Origin of the sequence: Haloarcula hispanica ATCC 33960 (genome assembly GCF_000223905.1) — an archaeon.
Taxonomy (GTDB): Archaea; Halobacteriota; Halobacteria; order Halobacteriales; family Haloarculaceae; genus Haloarcula; species Haloarcula hispanica.
Genome location: NC_015948.1, coordinates 64,117 through 84,464 on the forward strand (window position 1 = coordinate 64,117; position 20,348 = coordinate 84,464).

Sequence of the window (20,348 nt, forward strand, 5' to 3'; positions counted from 1 at the left end):
TCTGGCCGTCGACACCCGTCAGTCGTCGAGCGCCGCGTCGGGCCGGTAGGACCGGCTCACGACCCGCCACGTCCCCGACCGGAAGCGATAGTAGGTCACTGCCGCGGGAACGGCCGTCTCGACCACGAGCGAGGCGTACAGCGCGAGCTCGCCGAGCGGCGTGACGTAGCCGAGATACGCCAGCGGGAGGGCGAACAGGTACATCCCGGCCAGTTGGGAGTAAAACGGCCAGCGCGTGTCGCCGCTGGCCCGGAGCGGCCCGGTCGAGCCGCCGTCGACACCTCGGAACACGACACTGGCACAGGCGACGGAGACGAACACCGTCACCAGTGGGAGCACTGTGGGGTCCGAGACGAACAGGCGGGCGATGCCCCGCGAGAACGGGAGCAGCGTCGCCGCGACCACGATGTACACGCCGACACTTAGCCGGAGCACCGTCTGCGCCCAGACGGTCGCCTCGCCCTCGTTACCGTCGCCCAGAGCCTGTCCGACGAGGCTGCTCGACGCGAGGCTCAGTCCCCAGTTCGGCGTATCGAGCAGCGCCCGGACGCGGAGCGCCACGACGTAGGCCGACACGACGCCGGGCCCGAACAGGCCGACGATGAACAGCCGGGGGAACTGCGCCCCGGTCCGCGCGAGGTTGGCCCCCACCAGCGGTGCCCCGGTTTCCGCGAGGTCCCGACCCAGTCCCCGGTCGAGGAACGGCCACGACACCGGAACCCGGACCGGAAACGCGCCGATTATCGGCAGGCCACCGCGGGCTAGCCCGACGGCGAACCCGGCCGTGACCAGCACGTTCGCAATGACCGTGCCCAGCGCCGCACCGACGACGCCGAGGCCGAACCCGAAGATGAAGACGGCGTTCAACGCGATGTTGACGACCGCGCCGCCGGCCCGCAACAGCATCGGCGTCCAGGCGTCGTCGGCTCCCACGAGCGTCCGACTGGCGATGAGGTTCAGTGCGGCGAAGGGGACACCGAGGGCGACGACGCGCAGGTACTCGACCCCGTACCCGACGGCCTCGGACCCCGTCCCGACGAGATCGACGAGCAGACCGGGGATGACCCAGTACGCCGCCATCAACGGAAGTGTCAGCCCCAGAACGACGGCGGCGCTGGTCGTGACGGTGACCGCCAGTTCCCTCTCGGCGTCGGCCCCGTAGCGCTGGGACACCATCCCGATGGTTCCTCCGGCGACGCCGCCGCCCAGTGCGAACACGAGTTCCCAGAACGGTGCGGCGAAGCCGACGCCGGCGATGGCGGTCGGCCCGAGTGCCAGTCCGACCATCGCCACGTCGACCGTCGACTTCGACATCCGGGCCAGTCCGGTGACGATCCGGGGCCAGGACAGGTCCGTCGCTCGGCGGACCCGCTCGCGCTCGACGAGGTCGAACCGCGCGAGCAGGCCGCCGATGAACAGCAGGACGCCACGGACCGGGTTGTACGTGGAGGGCACGTCTTCGCCACTGCTTTGCGGCCGAACCCGAAAGGTGTTAAGAAAGGGGAGCCGCCCTCACAGGGTTTATACAGCGCCGCTGCAACGACCGGATATGGATACGGAAGCGGCCATCCGGCACGGGACGATGCAGGTGACCGTCCTGTTGCTCGTCGCGGCCGCACTGGCTATCGGTTTCGGCGTCGCCGGCGTCGGCGCGTCCCTGCCGATTGTCGTGGGCCTGCTGGTACTGACGGCTGTTCTATTCGCCGCCCGACCGGACGAGGACCGATTCGGTCTCGTCGCCGGTGTCGACATGGACGGCATCGTCAAGTCGCTGTGGCTCGCGCCGCTCGTCACGGCCCTACCGCTGCTCGTCCGCCTGTCGGCCACACCCGGAGAGGTACAGGCCATTGGCGGCATGCTCGGCCTCGCGGGGATGGCGAACTACTTCCTGCGGCCGGTGTATCTGCTGGGCTATGACCTCGTCTCCGCGGTTCGAGAGAGCGTTGGCCGGGCGAACGGTCGGTAGTTCGTGTCCAGACGGAGCTATAGTAACAATTGAAACGATTTACACACTGATCGCACTGCCGTCGTGCGATCAGGTGTGCATTGATTTTCAATGGCCACTATAGATTCCCGGGGCCACTACTCCGCCGTCGCCTCACGGATTTCGACCACGTCGGCGTCCGTCTTGAACGTCGTGCCGCCGTAGTGCGTTCGGGAGGCCTCGTAGCCAGTGTCCCGAAGTTTCTCGATGAACTCGTCCATGGCTTCCGCGCCGCGCCCCCAGCGCTTGCAGAGGCGGTGCTGGTCGTAGTGGGTTGGCGTGTCGATCTCCTCGCTGAGCGTCGCCAGCAGTTCTCTCGCTTCGTCGGCGGTGCCCATCTCCTCGGTCACCTGTTCGGACACGGCGTCGGCGAACGCCGGTTCGCAGGTCCGACCGAGCCAGATGGGGCCGGCCGTCTGGAGGTGCTTGTCACAGACCGGACAGTCCTCGGGCGGGTCGGCGATGAGGCCGTAGTCGTGGTCGCGCCAGAGGCAGTGCTGGCAGTGGTGGACGTAGCCGAGTTCGTCGATGCAGTCGTTGGCGACCTTCGCGCCGTGGTCGAACTCCAGGTAGGTCCGGGCGTAGTGTTTCGTCGCGTGGCTGAGAATCGGCCTGGCGGCGATGTCGTAGCGGGCGGCTGTCCGGACCATCGCCGACAGGAGGACGCGCATCCCCATTTCGGCGTGGAACTCGGTGTTGCGCGGGACCGCGCCGTAGGACCGAACGCCGCTCTCGAAGTGTGCGCCACACAGCGGCGCGGTGTCGGTGGCCGTCACACAGAGGAGGTGTTTGGTGCCCTGCACCGCCGCGTCGGCGAAGGGAATCGGCGTGCCGAAGGGGTCCACGTCGACCACGTCGAACGCCTCCGAGTGCATAAGCACGTTCGCGTCCGACCGCCGGACCGAGGCGGCAAGGTCGTTGCGTTCGAGATTCTGCTCGCACAGCGCCGTCGCGTCGTCGTCGATGTCACACAGCGTCGTCTCCCAGTCGTTGGCCGCCGCGCGGACGCCCCGGATGCCGCTCGCGGCGGTGGCGTCCAGGTACGTCGACACGCGGGGGGTTCGCTCTCGGTAGGCCCGCAGCGCCGCCACGGTGATGTCGCGGTTCAGCTCCTGTACGGGGTTAAAGAATACGTCCGCACCCTTCCCCGCCTCCGGCTGTTCCGGCACCGTGACCGTCACCCGGCCCTCACTGACGCGCATACTCCCCGGTCCGTGCGTGCGCCGTTAAGTCGTTCGAAGGCTCTCCGCTCACGCCGCTTCGGCGGCCGTCCGCTCCTGTGGCAGCCGAACGGTCACTGTCGTTCCGTCGTTCGTGTCGAAGTCGAGGTCTCCCCCAAGCGTCGTCGCGGTCCAGCGGACGAGCCAGAGGCCGATGCCGCTGCCGTGGTTCAGGTCCGTTTCGCGGCCCCGCTCCAGCACGCCGAGTTCGTGTTCTGGAACGCCAGGGCCGTTGTCGCTGACGGTCAGCACGACATCGTCGCCATCGACCTTCGCACCGACGGTGACGACGGCGTCCGGAACGTGCTGGAGAGCGTTCTCGACGAGATTGGTAAGCAGGATTTCCAGCAGGGCGGGCTGGGTCGTCAGCCGGAGGTCGTCGGGTATCTCAACCGTGACCGAGCCACCGTATTCCTCGCGGGCAGACTCGACGACTCCGGTGGCGAGGTCGGCAAGTGCGACGGATTCCAGGCCCGCGTCGCCAGCACCCGCTTCGGCGAGCGTTCGAGCCTTCTGGCCGGAGTCGACTAAACGACTGACCGACCGCTCGATGGTCGCCGCGTGGTCGGACTGCTCGCCGTCGAGTTCTCCCGCCAGCAACTCCGCCCGGGCCTGGATGACGACGCTCTCGTTGCGGACGTTGTGTCTGAGAAAGCGGTTGAGCACTTCGAGGCGGCGCTCGCGGCGGATCTCGTCTGTGATGTCCTGAAAGACGACTGTGTATCCCAGTTGCGTCCCCGCCTCGTCCCGGAGCGCCGTCTGCCGGACCTTGAACTCCCGGTGTCGACCACCGGCCTCGATGGACGCCCGCGAACTCCCGCCGTCTGTCGCGATGTCGTCACCCGCTAGAAAGCTGTTCAGTGGCTCTGTCAGGCCTTCGCGCTTATCCACACCCAGCATCCGCTCGGCGGCGGGGTTGAGATTCACGACCCGTCCCTGTTCGTCGACGATGGCGACCGGCGTGGCGATGTCGTGGATGGCCGCCCGCTCGCCGGCCCGCCGGGTCGCCGGGTGGAACTCGAACATGTCGCTCCGGACGAACGCGTACAGGTCAAGGGCGATGTGGGGCAGGAACAGGAGCGTCGTCAGATTCACCGCCGGAACCAGTCCGACGCCGCCGGCCCACAGCAACACCCCGGCGCCGGGCGGTATCGGGCTCAGGCCGACCGCGAGCGCCTCGCGCCGGTACAGCGGGCCGTAGCTGACGACCGTATCGAACACCAGCAGGGTCCCGAAACTGACGAACAGCATCGCGACGATGATCGTGAGCAGCCCCACCGGCAAGACGGCGTAGTCGGCTCCCGCGCTACCGGCGGTCGGCACGACCCGGAACCCTTGCCAGACCACGGTGTGGAGCGGGTTCGTGACGACGAGCGCCGTTCCGGCGAGCGGCAGCACCGCTACGGCCCGGTACCAGCCGCTTTCGAGGACGTTCGTCCGACCGGTGTATCCCAGCGCAAAGGAGAGGAAACAGAAGCCGATCCAGATGATACCCAGCCAGGACACCATCTCCAAGGCAAGGCGCAGTGTCGGGTCGAACACCAGCAGCGCCGCGCCGTAGCTGAAACACCAGCCCGTCTGCGTGACGATGGTCGCGACGAACCACCGCGCGCCGGGCTTGTCCCAGTGCGCTCGGAGCTGGGCCAGCAGATACAGCGACCCGAATCCCGAGGCAAACGAGCCCAGCGCCAGCCACGGGAGGTCGAGGTTCATGCCGGAAGAAACCCGTATTCCGTGTTTATTCTTCCGGGCACAGTACAAGCACTGATAACTCCCTGCTGCGGCTGCGAGCCAGCCGGGACGTGGCTGCTGAAGCCGACGCCGTTTTGTCACCCCTTTCCGTAGCATGGATGTGACCGGAGTCGAGGAGTGGGTGGCCGACCTCGAAGCCGCCGGGGAGCTGACCCCCGACGCAGTGTCGGCTATCGTCGACGTCCACGGCGACCGCGGCCACCAGGCCATCGAGGCTGTCGGCGAGAGCCGCGTCAAGCAGTACCGCGATTTCACCGTCGTCGTGGGCCACGACGACGAGTACATCGTCGAGGACGGCGGCTGTACCTGCGCCGACAGCGAGTACAATCTCGATGCGGACGACCCCGACCAGCTCTGCTGGCACGCCATCGCCGTCCGCGTCGCCGAGGCTATCGACGCCGTCGACGAGCACGATATGTGGTACTCTGAGGTCCGGGAGTTCCTATAGTACCTTTTTACTTCGTCGCCCTTCCTCGCGGCGCGTAGCGCCGCTGCGGGAGGGCTCCTCGCAAAAATCTACGCTAAAAACGACCTTCTCGCTCCCGCTGGTCGCGAGAAGTGAAACCGCGCTCCGTCGGCGCGCGGTATGCTATGCGGTACGGCTTCCTCACCGCTCTGCTACTGCTACCGCTCTGCTCCGTTCCTGCTACCGCACTATCCCGTTACCGCTCCACCGGCCGCCCAGCGCCGTACGTAATCCGCCCTTCCAGCGAGAACCGAAGCACTGACCGGGAGCCGAGGTCGAGTGACCGGAGCGTGTCGGCTCGCTCGTGGTCGCCCAGGTCCACGTCGACGCGGTTGCTCAGCGGCGCGGCCCCCAGTTTCCCCTGGAACTCGATTGGCGTCCGTTCAAGCTGGCCCTCCCGGACCGCGTAGCTCTCGACCGTTTCCCGACGCTCCCATGTCCGGGGCCAGTCGATGCCGACTGTTGCGACACGGTTCCCGTCCTCGACGACCGTCGTCTCGCGGCGGGTCGCGTCGTCGCGGTGCGTGATGTCGGCGACCGTCTTCGGGTAGCCCCAGATCTCGTCGCCGAGGGCGCAAGCAGGCTCGGTCGTCACCGGGAGCGACCAGACGTAACCGCCGACATTGCGCGTCAGCAGTGGAAGCAACGGCGGCCGCCGCCCGTCCGCCGTTGCGCTAATCAGCACCGCGAACTCGTCGTAGGGGGCCATCGCGTCGTCGCCGATGCGGTGGTACTCGACACAGAGGAGCACGACCGCGGCCCGGCGGGCCGTCGCCCGAACCGGCGCAAGCCCGTCGGGTAGCAGTGACTCGGCAACGTCGTATCGCGCCGGGAGCACCGCGCCGGCGACCGTCGCCTCGGTGACCAGCGGGAGCGTCACTTCGTGGCCGGTCGAGAGCCGCACTCTGTCGCCATCACCCAGTCGCGTCACCGCAGCCACCGCCCCAGAAACGAACTCGCTCGACCGAACCCGCGATGAATCGGGTCCTGCAGTCGCGCCGGGAGCCAGTGGGTCCACCGGACGAACGTGGCGAACTTTCCGACGGGGTAGCGGGCCTTCGGCGGGTCGTCGGTCGCTGCGGCGAGTACCGTCGCCGCGACGGCTTCTGGCGTTGTCGCCAGCGGTCCACCGGTGAGGACCCAGCCGTCCTCCAGCGCCTCGTACGTCCGGTTGTAGGTCGGCGTCCGATCTTCGTCGTTCAGGCTTCCCAGCGCGCTGTCGGCGAAGCCGGTGTCTACCCACGCCGGTTCGACGAGCGAGACGTGGATATCGTCCTCGCCGGCGATCTCTATCCGGAGCGCGTCGGTCAGCGACTCGACGGCGGCCTTGCCGGCCGAATACGCGCCCAGGCCCGGCGACGCGGTGTGACCCAGCACGCTGGATACCGTGATGATGCGCCCGCCGTGTTCGCGCATCTCGGGGAGCACTGCCTGTGCGAGTCGGTGTGGGCCGTGGACCAGCACGTCGAACTGCTCGCGAACGTCGTCGCTGGCTATGTCTTCGACTGGCCCGGCGACTCCGTAACCGGCGTTGTTCACCAGACAGTCGAGTCGGCCTGTCTCCTCGATGACCTGGTCGACGACGGCTTCGATCTGTGCTTCGTCGGTCACGTCGAGTTCGAGACAGCGACAGCGCTCGCGGATGTCCGCAGGGAACTCCGCTCGAACGTCCGTCGCATACACTGTCCAGCCGTCGTCGACGAACGCCCGCGCCGTCGCCGCTCCGATACCCGACGCTGCACCAGTGAGCAGAACGACAGAATTACTTGTAGACATACGGACACATACCGAGTCCAGAACTCAGTGGTCGAGGCAGTAGTCGACGAAGTTCCGGAGGATGCGCAGCCCCGTCTCGCCCGATTTCTCCGGGTGGAACTGCGTGCCGAAGACGTTGCCGGCGTCGTTGGCGACGATGGAGGCGAAGTCGGCCCCGTAGTCCGTCGTCGCCACCGTCGCGTTCTCGTCGTCGGGGACGGCGTAGTAGGAGTGGACGAAGTAGGCGTGCTCGCCGTCGACGCCCTCGACGAGCGGATGGTCCCGCGTCACGTCGAGTTCGTTCCAGCCCATGTGTGGCACGGTTTGGTCGCGGCTGAACCGGACGTTCTTCCCGGGAATGAGGTCGAGCCCTTCGGCGTCGCCCTGGCCTTCGTGGTCGGCCTCTTCGCTCGTCGTCAGGAGCATCTGCATCCCGAGGCAGATCCCGAACAGGGGCTTGCCGGCCTCGGCCTGTTCGACCAGCGCCTCGCGGAACGGCCCGGCGTTGTCCATTCCTTCGGAGAACGCCCCGACGCCGGGCAGGACGATGCCGTCGGCCGCGTCGAACTCCGCAGGGTCCTCCGAAAGGGAGACCTCTGCGCCGGCGCGTTCGAGCCCGCGCGTGACGCTCCGGAGGTTCCCCAGTCCGTAATCGACGACGACCACGTCCGCGGTCGTCTGTCTGACACTCATACGGGATCGTAGGCGAACAGGGGCTAAGTGACTTCCTGTTCGAACAAACCTTCGGCACGACCACTGTCCGGCGGGAGGTGTCGCTTACAGTCGGACACCCGGACCTGATAAGGATATCAACTATGAAAATAGGCCGGCCCAGTTTTATTGACCTACCGCATACGGCCGTTGATGGTTGATCCTACAGACGTTCTGTACGTCGACGGTAACGTTCTCATCGCTGAGTTTCCCGAAGAGATGGAGATGACAGACGAGACATTCGCGAAAGTCAATGAACGGTTCGAGGAACTCGCCTCACAGCCGGCGGTCGATACGCATATCTCGAACCTCCAGATGGAGGCGTCACTGAACGACGACGTATTCACGCGAGCACAGGAGGCCGCCGAGGCGGGCAAGGAGTTCGGTATCACGGACTGGGTCATCGTCTCCGAGGGAATCAAGAAGATGGCGCTCAAGAGCCGGGTCGGCGAGATTCCTGGTGTCGACATTTCGCTGGTCGACACGAAGGCAGAGGCGATGGACATCGCAGCGAAGTAGCGGTTCCGGGCCGCACTACCCGACTATTTTAAAACTCGCCGAGCCGCGACTGTCCGCTCTGGGCGTCGGTGAACTCCGCGGCAGTCGTTATCGCGGCCTCAAACGTCTCCTTCTGGCTGGGGTCGTACAGCGTCGCCGCCGGGTGGACGGAGACGAGCACGCGGCGTGGCTGGCCGGCGATAGCCACGTCGAACACGTCGCCCGCTTCGCCGGTGACGGCGACGTCACGCTCCAGCAGGTGCTCAGCCGGCACTTTCCCGAGCGTGACGACGACCTCGGGGTCGACGCGGTCGATCTCCGTCTCCAGATAGTCGCGGCAGTTCGCGAGTTCACCCGTTCGCGGGTCGCGGTTGTCCGGCGGGCGACAGCGCACACAGTTGGTGATGCGCACGTCGCCGCGGTCGAGGCCGGCCTCGCGCAACGCCTCGTCGAGCACGTCGCCGCTCCGCCCGACGAACGGCTCGCCCTGTTCGTCCTCGTTCGCGCCGGGGGCCTCCCCGACGAACAGCAGGTCCGCGTCCGCGGGGCCGACGCCGTTGACGATTCGCGAGCGCGAGCGGCAGAGGTCGTCACAGCGCTCACAGTCGACGACGTTGAGGCCGTCCATCTGCTCCATGTCCCGTCGTTTGCGCCGGGGGCTCTCAAACGCAGCGGTCCGCCGTCGGGCTTCCGGTCGGAATCCGGTTCCGCTAGCTTCAGCGAAAACAACTGTCCAGATCTGGCAGCGATTACCGCTTTACACCCGTCGCTTCGATCTGCACCGCCGCGTCGTTCGGCAGGTGTGCCACGCCGACGACAGTCCGTGACGGTCGCTGCCCGTCGAAAAACGCCGCGTACGCTTGCTTGACCGCTGGTAGGTGGTCCATCTCCGTGAGGTACACCGTCGTCCGCAGCAGGTCACGCGGTTCGAGACCGGATTCGGCAGCCATGGCACGAATTTGGTCGAGCACGGCGAGCGTCTGTTCCTGAACGTCGCCGCTGCGAGCCGTTTCCGCGTCGGGGAACTGGCCGTCGAAGAACACGAGTTGGCTGTCCTGCTGGCGCGTGCCGTAGACGCTGTGTTCTGTCGGCTGGTCGCCTTCGTACCGGGTCACGCTACTGTTGATGTTCGTTTGCTCGTTCGTTTCTGCGGGCTCTACAGCATTCCTCGTCTGCGTTCTGCTTTCTGCCATTGTATCTCTACAAACACAGTGCCGGACAATCAGACTATGTTTAGCTATTGCTAAATACAACCTACGATAGGATATTGCTACCGCCTATGTCGTTCAAACCTCCATCTCTAACTTAGTAATAGCTAATGAGTCGTTGGGGTATCTGAAGGACGTGAATTCGGGCCGTCCATTGTACCGATGGGCAATACGATACCGCATCCGGTCGGTCGCTCCCGCTGTGTGAGTCACTCCATTTCGACCAGTCCCCGCGCCGCCAGTCGGGCGACACGGAGCGGTTCAGGACGGCCGCCCTCCGGCGTGAACGCGCGGACGACATCCGCGGCGGCGCTGTCGTCGAGGCCGACGCTCCGGACGTACACCGTCTCGTCGTTCACCGACACCGGTCGGCGCTCCGGCTGGGCACGGTAGGTCGCCAGCCGGTCCTGCACGACATCGGAGTCGTCGAAGGCCTCGCGGATGGCCCCTTCGAGTCCCGGCGAGGACTCGAAGGTGACCGAGACGACCGGCAGGTCGGTGTGGTCGTGAATCTGTTCGAGGTCGAGTACGTTGAACCACGCCGGCGCGATGCCCGCCACCAGCAAGTAGCGGACGTCCTCGCGGTCCAGTCTGTCGACCATCGCACACACCGTCTCAGTCGCGTCGCTCCCACCGACTGTGGCAGTACTGAAAACAAAGCCGTCAGCCACTCGACTGGCGCGAACGACGGCACCAGCGAACTGACTGGTTTCAGCCCGATACGACTCCGCCACGCCGAGGGCCCGTGCCCCTGATTTCACGTGTTCTGGTTGTCTTTGATGTCTTCCAGTCTATCGAGTAGTTCGTCGTTCGACGCGGTGAACTCGTACTCGATGTCGCCCTCGTGGGCGTTTTCTTCAGCATCGAGGCCGTCCTCGTCCTCGAAGTCTGTGTCGTACTCCTGATTGTCTTGTTCCGATTCGTCGTAGCTCCCGAACCCCATGGTACGTGTACAACTATGACGTTCTTAGTAAAAAATCACTCGGCGACACTATCGTGTTTGATAACCGATATTTTCTCGGCACTGTGAGTCGAAATACCCTATTCCGGTCGGGTTGCCGGCGGACAGTACACTCAAGCGGGCCGCGCCACAGGCTTGGTGTATGGACGTTCACAACGTCACCGCCGAGGCCGAGACGTTCACCTGCAACGCCTATCTCGCGACCGGCGAGCAGACGACGCTGGTCGATGCCGGCGCGATGCGCGGCGTCGTCGATGTCGTCCGCGAGCACGTCGATGCGCTCGACGCCGTCGTGTTGACCCACCAGCACGGCGACCACGTCCAGCAGCTCGACGCCGTCCTCGACGCCTTCGACGCGCCGTTGTACGCCTACAGCTCCCACCCGCGCCGGGACCACGAACTCGCTGACGGCGACACGCTCACGGTCGGTGACGAGGACTGTGAGGTCGTGTACACGCCGGGCCACGCCGACGACCACGTCTCGCTCGTCTCCGAGTCGTCCCTGTTCTCCGGCGACGTGGTCGTCCACGACGACGGCGCGTTCGAGGGCGGCTCCTTCGGCCGCACCGACCGCCCCAGCCAGTCCCGCGAGCGCCTCATCGAGAGCATCGAGCGCATTCTCGACCGAATGCCGGCAGGCGTCGAACACATGTACTCGGGTCACGGCGGCGTCTTCCACGGCGACGTCCGCGAGGTCGTCGAACGCGCCCTCGACCGGGCGCAACGCCGCGAGCCGAAGTATCCCGACGAGTGACCGCTCGAAACCGGCGCAACGCTCTAGTGATAGGGCCGATATTCGACTCCATGAACCAGCGACTTCTGACGGGGACGGCCCTGGCGCTCTCCGGCGTCGTGCTGGCCGCTATGCAGGCCCTCCATGCGTTCCAGCAAACCCGGATTCCGGTGGCAATTGCAGTCGATGCGCTCCCCTTTGTGGCGATGGGACTGGCGATAGTGTACGCGGGCGTCTGGCTCGTCCGTGACACGACGTTCGAGGGGGCCACGTCCCGGGTGGCCGCGTGGGCCGCCGGCGGGACCGTGGCGTTTGCCGCCATCGCGGCGCTCCTGTTGTTCAGCCAGCGCGTGACCTCCGGGTCACTCGCCCGAGCGTCGTACCTGACGGTGGACCTCGTCACCGTCGGCGCGCTGGCGGGCGTTCTGGTCGGGCTGTACGACGCCCGGAGCCGCAGTCGGCTCCGCGAACTGGCGGCCGAGCGCGACCGTATCGAGGCCTTCGCCGGGAAGGCGGCCGACGTGAACAACTACGGACGCGCCATCGCCAGCGCCCCCAGCGTCGACGGCGTCGCCGCCTTCGTCGTCGAGGCCTTCGGCACGATGACCGGCATGGAGGAGACGGCCGTCATCCGGCTCAAGGACGGCGATGCAGTGGTGCTCGCGAACACGATTCGAACCGTGCCGGTCGACGTTGTCGGCTCGCTCGCACAGGAAGTCCGGACACAGCAACAGGGTGAGATCACTGTTCACGACCGGCCGTTCTCCGTCGACATCCCCGAGTCAGTCACCGACTGCGTGTCGGCGGTGGTTTTGGACGACGAGGGCACGGCGACGGTCGTTCTCTCAGTCACGACGGACGAGACGACTGTCGGGGAAGAAGATCAAAAGCTGCTGGAACTCATCGTCTCACACGCGTCGGTTCGCATGGCGACGCTCGACCGGCAATCAGCGGACAGAGAACCCACTGAGAAGTAGTTGATTGGCGACGAACCGCCACCGGATGCCGGCGGCAACTGACCCGAAAATCAGGCGCTGCGGGTCTCTTTCGCCTTCGGACGCAGGTTGCCGTAGCCGCACTTCCGGCACTGCTGTGCGCGCTGTGGGTTCCGAGCGTTACACCGCATGCAGATCTGCTTGTTGAGGAGTCGGTCGGACGCAGTCTCGAAGCTAGCCATGCGCGCCTCTTTCCGGTGCGCGCGTTTAAGCTTTGAGTTTCGGTACGGGGAGCGGTGACCGTTCGAGCACGGGAATCGGACTCCGGACGTCGCTGGCTTTAGATGCCCGAGCGGCGAAGCCGGAGTATGTACAATCAGGTCGCAGACCTGCCGGTCACCGTCGAGAGCTGTGCGTTCGAGCGCCGAGAGCGGGCGACCTCCAGCGGATTCGACCGGGTCACCACTGTTGTCCACCTCTCCGGTGCGGGTGAGACCGGCAGCGGCGAGGACGTGACGTACACAGCCGAAGCCCACGACGCGCTACAGGACAGCGATGCGTTGCCGGGCGAGGACTCCCCGCTGGCCGGCGAGTACACCGTTGATTCGTTTTCCGCGGCGCTGGAAGCGGCCGACCTGTGGCCCGCCCCTCCCGACCAGGAGCGCTTTCGCCACTACCGGCGCTGGGGGTTCGAGAGCGCGGCGCTAGACCTGGCGCTGAAACAGGCCGACACGGATCTCGGGACGGTGCTCGACCGGCAGTACGACCCGGTGAACTTCGTCGTCTCGACGCGGCTCTCGAACGCCGACGACGACACGCCGCCGACGGCTGACAGACTGGCGATGCTGTGTGAGCGTTACGGCGACCTTTCGTTCAAACTAGACCCCACGCCGTCCTGGAGCGATGCCCTCGTCGACGCACTGACGGACTACGATGTTCGCGTGTTGGACCTGAAAGGGCTGTACGAGGGGACGGACGTCGACGTAGAGGCTGACCCCGAGTTCTACCGCCGCGTCGTCGCCGGCCTCCCCGACGCGCTGGTTGAGGACCCAGACCTGACCGACGCAACTCGGCCGGTTTTCGACGGCGAAGAAGCGCGCGTCACCTGGGACGTGCCTATCACCGGCGTCGAGAGCATCGAGGCGCTGCCGCTCGAACCGGCGTGGCTCAACATGAAACCGTCCCGTTGCGGGACCGTCGAGTCGGTGCTTGCGACCATCGACTACTGTGAGCAACACGGCATCGACCTGTACGGCGGCGGGCAGTTCGAACTCGGCGTCGGTCGCGACCACATCCAGGCGCTGGCGTCGCTGTGCTATCCTGACGGGCCGAACGACGTCGCGCCCGGCGGCTACAACGACCCCGACCCGGACGCGGAGCTGCCGACGAGTCCGCTTGCGCCACCCGACGCGCCGGTCGGCATCGGAACCGGGTTCTGGTAAACGCCCTTAGAAATGAAGCCGAAGCTACATTGTTGTCTGGAGGCTAACTATTGTCATGCGGTGCCAAGCCTGCGGAGAACGCATCGAAGATGTACTGGAGGCACACGCACGACGGGCCTGTCCACACTGTGATGCGCCGCTCCTCGATAAGCCAGCAACGCCCAAATGACTACTCCTCGGCGAGGTAGTCGTCCTGTACGTCGATGACGTCGCTCGAATCCTCGCAGTTCGCGTACCGCTCTAGCGGTTCCTCGTTCAGTTCAAGGAAGGTGTGGCCCCAGGAGAACGTCGAGAGGATTCGCTCGGCGTGGTCGCGCTCCCCGAGAATGGCGAGCGCACCGGCGAACGCTTCGACGGTATTTAGCTGGAACGCGGTCCCGTAGTTGACCGGATTGCCGGCGACGAGAAACGGGAGCGAGCGGTGCACCCCTTCGAGGTCGAACGCCTCCCGTTCGGCGGTTTCCCAGGAGCAGTCGAGCGCGACCAGGCGGCTGTGGCGAGCGCCGTCGCCGGCGGTCGGCCGGTCCGCCGGGGACAGCGCCTGCTCGGCGAAGGGGTTGAGCACGATGCCGGGCGGCGTCGACCGCGTCGCGCGGTGGAGTTCGGCCTCGTCCATCCGGGCCAGCTTCCGCGCGCTACATTTGTCGGGGTCGTCGTCACCCTCGTACCGGACGTGCAGTTCCACACGAGCGCTACTACGCTGGCGAATAAAAGCGACTCGTTCGGTGACACTGTGCAAACACTGTTATAGCCGGGCTTGGTTGTACAACGTGTGCTTTCAGAGGGGACGACGGCACCACTGTTCGAACTACCGGCGCTCGTCGATGACGACTGCCAGCGAGTCGGACTAGCCGACTATCTCGGCGAGGATGTGGTCATCCTCGCGTTCTATCCGGCGGATTTCAATCCAGCCTGTGACGAGACGTCCTGTGATCTGGACGAACTCGACCTCTTTACGATGCAGAAGGACGTAACTATCCTCGGTATCGGCCCGGATTCGGTGTACAGCCACCGGGCCTTTGCCGACCGCTACGACCTGAACATCCCGCTGCTGTCCGACACCGACCACGATGTCGCCCGCGAGTACGGGCTCGACTTCGTGGACGACATCGGCCAGCAGCTCATCGAGCGCGCTGTCGTCGTCATCGACCACGACGGCGACGTGCAGTACGCCTGGAGTACCGACGACCTTCAGGAACTCCCCCGTGTCGGGGAGATCAAGGACGCTATCGCCGACACCGGCGGCGACGACACCGCGTTCGCCCGCTACCGCGTCGGCCACGCCCACTACACGGAGGGCCGGCGCGCGTTCACCTCGGCGATGGAGGCCTTCCGCGAGTCGGAGTGGATGGTCGCACAGGGCGACTTCCAGCAGGCACGCGACGAGTTCGCAGACGCCGAAGACCACTTCGACACCGCGGTCCGGTTCGTCGACGACGAATCCCTGAAACCGATCTACGAGGACGCAAAGACAAAGGCGAACTCGCTGTGGCAGGCCAGCGACTGGCTCACCCAGGCCGCCCGCGCCTACTCTAGCGGGAACGGAGCCGAGGGCCAGCAACTCCGGGACGACGCGGAGCGCCCGCTCGAAACCGCCCGTGGCTACGAGGAACCGCCCGACCCCGACGATCCGTGGCCACCAGCTCTGGAGACGCTGGAAAAGGAGGAGGACGACGACCGGCCGGCGTTCCTCACACAGGACGAGACCGCTGTGGACACCTCGCTCGACGTGGATATCGACGCGGAAGTCGAACGGACAGACAGCGAACTGTCGGAGACAGCATCGTCGGCTACCGAGTCGCTGGAGTCGACGCCGTCATCTGAAGCCGCCGATGCGGCCGACGAAATGCGAGACGCAGCCGACGGACCGGCGGCAGAACCAGCTGAGGAGACGACACCAGCGGGGACAGCTGACCAGTCGACGAATCCGCCGCCTTCGACCGACGAACCGACTGCACCCGTAGACCAACCGTCAGCGTCGGAATCTGCGGCAACGTCGGCCGACGACGCGCCGCCGGAGTCAGTGTCGGTACCCGACGGAGAGGGTGATATATCGGACGTCGATGACGCTGATATCGAGGAGATACAGGCCGAACTGGCCGCCAGCGAAGCCGAGACCGAGCCGACGGACCCGCTGGAAGAGACTCCAACCGCAATGGTCGAAGAGCCGCCCGACACGGTCGGCAGCGCGGCCGACGAATCCTCGGCACCGGACGACGACGCCTCGACACAGGACCCACCGGACGACGACGCCTCGACACAGGACCCACCGGACGACGACGCCTCGACACAGGACCCACCGGACGGCGAGCAGTCGACTGCCGGCCCGTCGCCGGACGTCGCTGCCTCCGAGACAGAGACCGACGACGCAGTCGAACTGGACCTGGCCGACCCGATGGCCGACGACGACACGGGAGCAGCGGTCGACCCCGAGCCGGACGACGGTTCGGGACCGGAAACAGACGGCGAGCCATCTGACACGGAGAGCGATAGAGACACCCCTGAGGAACCCGAATCAGGCCCGTGACGCGACCCGATCTCCGTCAGCGTACACGGGCCTACTACGACGCCATCGACGGCGACGACTACGACCAGTTGGCCTCGCTGCTCGCCCCGTCGTTCGTCCACGACCGCCCCGATCAGACTATCGAAGGCCGGGACCGGTTCGTACAGTTCATGCGTGAAGAGCGGCCCCAGACAGACACCACGCATCCGCTGGACGGCCTCTACTGTCGCCCGGACAGCGTAGCGGAGCCGGCCGACGGCGACGACACGGCGACGGCGGAAGTCGTCGCCCGCGGCCGCCTGCTCGATACCGACGGCGAGTGCATCGTCGGTTTCGTCGACGTGTTCACGTTCGCCGGGGACGATATCGAGCGCATCGAGACGTACACGCGCTGAGGCTTGACTGCTTTCGGATTTGCTGTGTCACTGTCCCGGCAGCGACAGCCGGACGCCGTAAGCCGACCCGTCGGTTTCGGTCCCGACGAACGTGTCCACGGACCACGGTGTCTCCCGAACCGCGGCGCGGAACTGCGACGGCGTGACCAGCAGCAGGTCGGTCCACGGGCCGGCCAGCCTGTCGTACTCGACGCGGAAGGTGCGGTAGGCGACACCGGGCTGGGCGAGGTGGGCTGCGCCAGTCTCCGGGTCTGCCCGGTCGAGCGTGTCCACGTCGGCGACGAGACGGCCACCGGGCCGTGTCACCGCCGCCAGTTCTGTGAGCGTCCTCCGGAGGTCGGCCAGCGAACTGCCGAGGCCGAGTTGTTTGCCCAGGGCAACGACCGTCTCAAACCCGTCACCGGGTGGCTGTCGAAGGTCGCCGACCACTGCATCCGTGACGCCGCGCTCGCTGGCGACCGCGACAGCCCCCGGACTCCGGTCGACCGCCAGCACGCTGTGGCCGCGCTCCTGCAGCGCGAGCGCGTGCCGGCCGACGCCACAGCCGGCGTCGAGGACCCGTCCAGTAACGTCCGAGAGCAGACGCTGTTCGATGGGATGCCACTCGGACGGCGGCTCGAAGTAGCCCGCAAGATGCGCCTCGGTCAAATCGCCGTCGTCGCGGCGATAGCGGGGCCGCTCGGTGAGGTCGTCGCGGTGGAAGTCCAGTACCATCTGCCCGAAAGCGTCGTCCGGCATACTTCGGCGGTGCTGACGAACGAATGTAATAGTGCATTGAAATATGGTGTCGTGTAACGCACCGCATACGGGAAAGCGGGACACCGGCCGAGCGCAACGGACCGCGGCGGCCTACTCTTTCTCGCCGGCTCCGACGGCGCTCTCGCCGATTTTCTCGGAGCCCTCGATAACTTCCTGGCCGCCCATGTACGGGCGGAGGGGTTCGGGAACGGTAATGGTGCCGTCGTCGTTCTGGTAGTACTCCATGATGGCGACGAGGACACGCGGGACTGCCAGACCAGAGCCATTCAGCGTGTGGAGGTAGTCGGCGGATTCGTGCCGTTCGGGACGGTAGCGAAGGCCGGCGCGGCGCGCCTGGAAGTCCTCGAAGTTCGACACCGAGGAGACTTCGAGCCAGCGGCCGCCGCGGTCGGGGCCGTCCGCCATGTCGTCGCCGGGGGCCCACACCTCGATGTCGTACTTCTTGGCCTGTGTAAAGCCCATGTCGCCGGTGCACATGTCAAGCACGCGGTAGGGAAGTTCGAGACGGTCCAGTACCTCGGCGGCCTCGTCCAGTAGGCTCTCCAGTCGGTCGTAGCTGTTCTCCGGCCGGACGAAGTTGACGAGTTCGACCTTGTGGAACTGGTGGACGCGGACGTAGCCCCGCGTTTCCGTCCCGTGCTCGCCGGCCTCACGGCGGAAGTTCGGCGAGAACGCCTGGTGTTTGACCGGCAGGTCGTCGTCCAGCAGGATCTCGTCGCGGTACATGTTGGTGACCGGCACCTCCGCCGTCGGCAGGAGCCACAGGTCGTCGCTGTCGTAGTCGTCGTCCTGGCGCGCGCCGACGCGGTAGGCGTCCTCGTCGAACTTCGGAAGCTGGCCGGTCCCTTCCATCGAATCGGAGTTGACGGGAATCGGCGGAAGCACGTCGACGTACTCCTGTTCGCGGTGGACGTCCAGCATGAACTGGATGAGGGCGTGTTCCAGACGTGCCCCCTCGCCCTTGACGAACTGGTAGCCGCCGCCGGACACCTTCGCGCCGCGCTCGAAGTCGAGCAGGTCGAGGTCCTCGCCGAGGTCGTAGTGAGGAATTACTTCGTCGGGCAGGTCCCGGAGGTCGTCGAACCCCTCGCGGTAGCGCTCGACGTTATCGGCCTCGCCCTCCCCGGTCGGGACCGACTCGTGGGGGACGTTCGGCAGTTCCAGCAGGGCTTTTTCCAACCGGGACTCCAGTTCGTCGGCGCGCTCCTCGACCTCCTGCAGTTCGTCTTTGAGTTCCTGCGAGCGGTCGATGGCCTCCTGTGCCTCCTCGTCTTTGCCGTCCTGTTTCAGCTGGCCAATCTTGCTCGACACTTCGTTGCGTTCTTGCCGGAGGCCGTCGCCTTCGGCCTTCAGTTCCCGCCACTCCTCGTCGATTTCGAGGATTTCGTCGAGGTCTACGTCCGTGACGCCCTTCCGCTCGATAGCGTCACGGACCGTCTCGGGGTGCTCCCGGACGAACTGTCTCGATAACATGGACGACGGTTCTCGGCGGCAGAAATTAGGCGTGTCGGTCCCGCGGTGGGGCTGCCCCCGACTGTCGACTTGTGCGTCTCCTCCGTTACGTTTCGCCGCCGACCTTGACCGCCAGTACCGGCACCGGCGAGGCCCGAACGACCGACTCGGTGACGCTGCCGATGAGTTCCTTGGACGGCCCGGTCCGCCCCTCCGTCGCCATCACGACGACGTCGATGTCGTTGCGCTCGACGTAGTCTACGACTTCCTCGTGGGGGACGCCCTGTTCGACCGCTGTGGTCACGGTGTCGATGCCGGCGTCTTCGGCCTGCGCGCGCAGGTCGTCGACGGCCTGCTGGCCGGCGTCAGCGAGGCGGTCGAAGATGCTGCTGTCCTCGAAATCGGGAATCTGTTCGACTACCTGTTCGGTTTCGAGGACGTGCAGCGCGTGCAGACTCGCATCGTGGCGCTGTGCGAGGTCGATAGCGTGTTCGGCCGCAGTTACGGACCCCTCGGAGCCGTCGGTCGGAACGAGTACGGCGTCGTACATACAGTGGTGTTTCTGATTCCGGGTAAATGGCTTTGCCCTTCCTGACCATCGGTTGTCAGGACGGCCACAGCACAACGGTTTTGCCCCCGCCGGTCACGAGGAAGTGTATGGGAATCGGTGACGTTTACGAGGTGACGGTCGGGGACTGCACAGACGTCCACTACGTCGACACCGGGATGTACGACGTAGCCGAGTACGGCTCCGTTTACATCATCGACGCCGAGCGGCCGGCGCTGGTCGACACCGGCATCGGCGCGCGCCACGAGAACATCCTTTCAGCGATGGAGTCAGTCGGTATCGCGCCCGAGGACCTGGAGGTCATCGCGGCGACGCACGTCCATCTGGACCACGCCGGCGGGGCCGGCTACCTCGTCGAGGACTGTCCGAACGCGACGGTGTACGTCCACGAGTCCGGGAAGCGACACCTCGCCGACCCCCAGCGGCTCTGGGAGGGGACCAAACACGCCGTCGGCGACCAGATCGAGTACTACGGCAAGCCGATTCCGGTCCCCGAGGACCGAATCGAGACGCTAACCGACGGCGACGTGATCGACCTGGGCGATCACTCGCTGGACGTCATGCACGCGCCGGGCCATGCCCCACACCAGGTCGTCTTCTACGACCCCGTCGTCGACGGTGTGTTCACCGCCGACGCCGCCGGTATCTACACGCCGGCGACCGACGAGATGCACGTCACGACGCCGCCGGTCAACTTCACGCTGGAGGGGGCCCTCGACGACGTGGCGATGTTACAGGACCTCGACCCGGACATCCTCATGTTCGGCCACTACGGCCCGGCCGAAACCGGCGACAAACTGGAGACCTACGCCGAGATCCTGCCCGAGTGGGTTGCCGAAGTCGAGCGCAAGCGCGAGGAACTCGGCGACGACGAGGCGGTCATCGACTACTTCGTCAAACGGGCCGACACCGATACCTGGGGCGAGCGCAAGGGCCGCGCCGAGATGCGCTTGAACGTCCGGGGCGTGCTCGTGGCCCTCGACAACCGCGAAGAATAGCCAGC

24 protein-coding genes are annotated in these 20,348 nt (G+C 66.0%); 9 read left to right on the forward strand and 15 right to left on the reverse strand.

Annotated elements, in window-relative coordinates; genetic code table 11:
- Window positions 1–18: 18 nt before the first annotated feature.
- Window positions 19–1,455 (reverse strand): MATE family efflux transporter, encoded by a 1,437-nt coding sequence (locus HAH_RS00330; RefSeq protein ID WP_014039096.1) that lies wholly within the window; start codon window positions 1,453–1,455, stop codon window positions 19–21.
- Between the two features lie 94 nt (window positions 1,456–1,549).
- On the opposite strand from HAH_RS00330, the gene HAH_RS00335 reads away from it, so the two are divergent.
- Window positions 1,550–1,966: a hypothetical protein gene (locus HAH_RS00335; RefSeq protein WP_014039097.1), complete on the forward strand. Its 417-nt coding sequence runs from the start codon at window positions 1,550–1,552 to the stop codon at window positions 1,964–1,966.
- A gap of 116 nt (window positions 1,967–2,082) precedes the next feature.
- Here the strand turns inward: HAH_RS00335 and HAH_RS00340 are convergent, their stop codons facing one another.
- Both HAH_RS00340 and HAH_RS00345 read right to left on the reverse strand, forming a co-directional pair.
- Window positions 2,083–3,186, reverse strand: a complete 1,104-nt coding sequence (locus HAH_RS00340; RefSeq protein ID WP_014039098.1) for a tRNA (guanine(26)-N(2))-dimethyltransferase — start codon at window positions 3,184–3,186, stop codon at window positions 2,083–2,085.
- A 48-nt stretch (window positions 3,187–3,234) separates the two neighbouring features.
- Window positions 3,235–4,917, reverse strand: coding sequence for a histidine kinase N-terminal 7TM domain-containing protein (locus HAH_RS00345; RefSeq protein ID WP_014039099.1), 1,683 nt, complete (start codon window positions 4,915–4,917; stop codon window positions 3,235–3,237).
- 133 nt (window positions 4,918–5,050) lie between these two features.
- Here HAH_RS00345 and HAH_RS00350 point away from each other — a divergent pair, with 133 nt between their 5' ends.
- Window positions 5,051–5,404, forward strand: coding sequence for a hypothetical protein (locus HAH_RS00350; protein WP_014039100.1), 354 nt, complete (start codon window positions 5,051–5,053; stop codon window positions 5,402–5,404).
- A 214-nt stretch (window positions 5,405–5,618) separates the two neighbouring features.
- On the opposite strand, the gene HAH_RS00355 is transcribed toward HAH_RS00350, so the two are convergent.
- The 3 genes from HAH_RS00355 to hisH are packed head-to-tail and all read right to left on the reverse strand — an operon-like array spanning window position 5,619 to window position 7,870.
- Complete coding sequence (locus HAH_RS00355; protein WP_129756192.1) at window positions 5,619–6,353, reverse strand: acetoacetate decarboxylase family protein; 735 nt, start codon at window positions 6,351–6,353, stop codon at window positions 5,619–5,621.
- Window positions 6,350–7,198 (reverse strand): SDR family oxidoreductase, encoded by an 849-nt coding sequence (locus HAH_RS00360; RefSeq protein ID WP_014039102.1) that lies wholly within the window; start codon window positions 7,196–7,198, stop codon window positions 6,350–6,352. Before HAH_RS00360 ends, HAH_RS00355 begins: the two co-directional genes overlap by 4 nt.
- Window positions 7,199–7,222: 24 nt before the next feature.
- Window positions 7,223–7,870 (reverse strand): imidazole glycerol phosphate synthase subunit HisH, encoded by a 648-nt coding sequence (gene hisH, locus HAH_RS00365; protein WP_008307104.1) that lies wholly within the window; start codon window positions 7,868–7,870, stop codon window positions 7,223–7,225.
- A 171-nt stretch (window positions 7,871–8,041) separates the two neighbouring features.
- On the opposite strand from hisH, the gene HAH_RS00370 reads away from it, so the two are divergent.
- A complete protein-coding gene (locus tag HAH_RS00370) occupies window positions 8,042–8,407 on the forward strand; it encodes a hypothetical protein (protein WP_014039103.1) in 366 nt (121 codons plus the stop codon).
- Window positions 8,408–8,435: 28 nt separating this feature from the next.
- On the opposite strand, the gene HAH_RS00375 is transcribed toward HAH_RS00370, so the two are convergent.
- The 4 genes from HAH_RS00375 to HAH_RS00390 form a co-directional block, all read right to left on the reverse strand.
- Window positions 8,436–9,023 carry a uracil-DNA glycosylase gene (locus HAH_RS00375; protein ID WP_014039104.1) on the reverse strand — a complete coding sequence of 196 codons (588 nt, stop codon included), beginning with the start codon at window positions 9,021–9,023 and terminating at the stop codon, window positions 8,436–8,438.
- 112 nt (window positions 9,024–9,135) lie between these two features.
- Window positions 9,136–9,579: a RidA family protein gene (locus tag HAH_RS00380; RefSeq protein WP_023843052.1), complete on the reverse strand. Its 444-nt coding sequence runs from the start codon at window positions 9,577–9,579 to the stop codon at window positions 9,136–9,138.
- Between the two features lie 224 nt (window positions 9,580–9,803).
- Entirely contained in the window at window positions 9,804–10,355 is a 552-nt protein-coding gene (locus HAH_RS00385; RefSeq protein ID WP_023843053.1) for an endonuclease dU, read from the reverse strand.
- On the reverse strand, window positions 10,352–10,537 hold the full coding sequence (locus HAH_RS00390) for a DUF5786 family protein (protein ID WP_004515979.1): 186 nt from the start codon (window positions 10,535–10,537) through the stop codon (window positions 10,352–10,354). The genes HAH_RS00385 and HAH_RS00390 overlap by 4 nt, the downstream gene beginning before the upstream one ends.
- Before the next feature lie 160 nt (window positions 10,538–10,697).
- On the opposite strand from HAH_RS00390, the gene HAH_RS00395 reads away from it, so the two are divergent.
- Both HAH_RS00395 and HAH_RS00400 read left to right on the forward strand, forming a co-directional pair.
- Window positions 10,698–11,309 carry an MBL fold metallo-hydrolase gene (locus HAH_RS00395; RefSeq protein WP_014039107.1) on the forward strand — a complete coding sequence of 204 codons (612 nt, stop codon included), beginning with the start codon at window positions 10,698–10,700 and terminating at the stop codon, window positions 11,307–11,309.
- A 50-nt stretch (window positions 11,310–11,359) separates the two neighbouring features.
- On the forward strand, window positions 11,360–12,265 hold the full coding sequence (locus tag HAH_RS00400) for a hypothetical protein (protein ID WP_014039108.1): 906 nt from the start codon (window positions 11,360–11,362) through the stop codon (window positions 12,263–12,265).
- Window positions 12,266–12,315: 50 nt separating this feature from the next.
- On the opposite strand, the gene HAH_RS19065 is transcribed toward HAH_RS00400, so the two are convergent.
- Complete coding sequence (locus tag HAH_RS19065; RefSeq protein ID WP_004960523.1) at window positions 12,316–12,465, reverse strand: 50S ribosomal protein L40e; 150 nt, start codon at window positions 12,463–12,465, stop codon at window positions 12,316–12,318.
- 126 nt (window positions 12,466–12,591) lie between these two features.
- Between HAH_RS19065 and HAH_RS00405 the strand changes: the two genes are divergently transcribed.
- The gene (locus tag HAH_RS00405) at window positions 12,592–13,665 is read left to right on the forward strand and encodes an enolase-like domain-containing protein (RefSeq protein ID WP_014039109.1); all 1,074 of its coding nucleotides are present in this window, start codon (window positions 12,592–12,594) and stop codon (window positions 13,663–13,665) included.
- 169 nt (window positions 13,666–13,834) lie between these two features.
- Here HAH_RS00405 and HAH_RS00410 read toward each other — a convergent pair whose 3' ends face one another.
- Complete coding sequence (locus tag HAH_RS00410; RefSeq protein ID WP_014039110.1) at window positions 13,835–14,350, reverse strand: DUF367 family protein; 516 nt, start codon at window positions 14,348–14,350, stop codon at window positions 13,835–13,837.
- A gap of 87 nt (window positions 14,351–14,437) precedes the next feature.
- Between HAH_RS00410 and HAH_RS00415 the strand changes: the two genes are divergently transcribed.
- Together HAH_RS00415 and HAH_RS00420 are read left to right on the forward strand one after the other, a co-directional pair.
- On the forward strand, window positions 14,438–16,192 hold the full coding sequence (locus HAH_RS00415) for a redoxin domain-containing protein (RefSeq protein ID WP_014039111.1): 1,755 nt from the start codon (window positions 14,438–14,440) through the stop codon (window positions 16,190–16,192).
- On the forward strand, window positions 16,189–16,566 hold the full coding sequence (locus tag HAH_RS00420) for a nuclear transport factor 2 family protein (RefSeq protein ID WP_014039112.1): 378 nt from the start codon (window positions 16,189–16,191) through the stop codon (window positions 16,564–16,566). The genes HAH_RS00415 and HAH_RS00420 overlap by 4 nt, the downstream gene beginning before the upstream one ends.
- A 27-nt stretch (window positions 16,567–16,593) precedes the next feature.
- On the opposite strand, the gene HAH_RS00425 is transcribed toward HAH_RS00420, so the two are convergent.
- The 3 genes from HAH_RS00425 to HAH_RS00435 form a co-directional block, all read right to left on the reverse strand.
- A complete protein-coding gene (locus HAH_RS00425) occupies window positions 16,594–17,304 on the reverse strand; it encodes a class I SAM-dependent DNA methyltransferase (protein WP_014039113.1) in 711 nt (236 codons plus the stop codon).
- A gap of 111 nt (window positions 17,305–17,415) precedes the next feature.
- Window positions 17,416–18,798: a serine--tRNA ligase gene (serS, locus tag HAH_RS00430; RefSeq protein ID WP_014039114.1), complete on the reverse strand. Its 1,383-nt coding sequence runs from the start codon at window positions 18,796–18,798 to the stop codon at window positions 17,416–17,418.
- A gap of 85 nt (window positions 18,799–18,883) precedes the next feature.
- Window positions 18,884–19,327, reverse strand: a complete 444-nt coding sequence (locus tag HAH_RS00435; RefSeq protein ID WP_014039115.1) for a universal stress protein — start codon at window positions 19,325–19,327, stop codon at window positions 18,884–18,886.
- Window positions 19,328–19,434: 107 nt separating this feature from the next.
- On the opposite strand from HAH_RS00435, the gene HAH_RS00440 reads away from it, so the two are divergent.
- Window positions 19,435–20,343, forward strand: coding sequence for an MBL fold metallo-hydrolase (locus HAH_RS00440; RefSeq protein ID WP_014039116.1), 909 nt, complete (start codon window positions 19,435–19,437; stop codon window positions 20,341–20,343).
- Window positions 20,344–20,348: the final 5 nt, after the last annotated feature.

Bases quoted from the DNA above. Each gene is read 5' to 3' on its own strand.
- HAH_RS00425 (WP_014039113.1), bottom strand. From the start codon at position 17,304: ATGCCGGACGACGCTTTCGGGCAGATGGTACTGGACTTCCACCGCGAC.
- HAH_RS00340 (WP_014039098.1), bottom strand. From the start codon at position 3,186: ATGCGCGTCAGTGAGGGCCGGGTGACGGTCACGGTGCCGGAACAGCCG.
- HAH_RS00375 (WP_014039104.1), bottom strand. From the start codon at position 9,023: ATGGAGCAGATGGACGGCCTCAACGTCGTCGACTGTGAGCGCTGTGAC.
- HAH_RS00360 (WP_014039102.1), bottom strand. From the start codon at position 7,198: ATGTCTACAAGTAATTCTGTCGTTCTGCTCACTGGTGCAGCGTCGGGT.
- HAH_RS00380 (WP_023843052.1), bottom strand. From the start codon at position 9,579: ATGGCAGAAAGCAGAACGCAGACGAGGAATGCTGTAGAGCCCGCAGAA.
- HAH_RS00435 (WP_014039115.1), bottom strand. From the start codon at position 19,327: ATGTACGACGCCGTACTCGTTCCGACCGACGGCTCCGAGGGGTCCGTA.
- HAH_RS00345 (WP_014039099.1), bottom strand. From the start codon at position 4,917: ATGAACCTCGACCTCCCGTGGCTGGCGCTGGGCTCGTTTGCCTCGGGA.
- HAH_RS00440 (WP_014039116.1), top strand. From the start codon at position 19,435: ATGGGAATCGGTGACGTTTACGAGGTGACGGTCGGGGACTGCACAGAC.
- hisH (WP_008307104.1), bottom strand. From the start codon at position 7,870: ATGAGTGTCAGACAGACGACCGCGGACGTGGTCGTCGTCGATTACGGA.
- HAH_RS00390 (WP_004515979.1), bottom strand. From the start codon at position 10,537: ATGGGGTTCGGGAGCTACGACGAATCGGAACAAGACAATCAGGAGTAC.
- HAH_RS00405 (WP_014039109.1), top strand. From the start codon at position 12,592: ATGTACAATCAGGTCGCAGACCTGCCGGTCACCGTCGAGAGCTGTGCG.
- HAH_RS00335 (WP_014039097.1), top strand. From the start codon at position 1,550: ATGGATACGGAAGCGGCCATCCGGCACGGGACGATGCAGGTGACCGTC.
- HAH_RS00400 (WP_014039108.1), top strand. From the start codon at position 11,360: ATGAACCAGCGACTTCTGACGGGGACGGCCCTGGCGCTCTCCGGCGTC.
- HAH_RS00370 (WP_014039103.1), top strand. From the start codon at position 8,042: ATGGTTGATCCTACAGACGTTCTGTACGTCGACGGTAACGTTCTCATC.
- HAH_RS19065 (WP_004960523.1), bottom strand. From the start codon at position 12,465: ATGGCTAGCTTCGAGACTGCGTCCGACCGACTCCTCAACAAGCAGATC.
- HAH_RS00350 (WP_014039100.1), top strand. From the start codon at position 5,051: ATGGATGTGACCGGAGTCGAGGAGTGGGTGGCCGACCTCGAAGCCGCC.
- HAH_RS00395 (WP_014039107.1), top strand. From the start codon at position 10,698: ATGGACGTTCACAACGTCACCGCCGAGGCCGAGACGTTCACCTGCAAC.
- serS (WP_014039114.1), bottom strand. From the start codon at position 18,798: ATGTTATCGAGACAGTTCGTCCGGGAGCACCCCGAGACGGTCCGTGAC.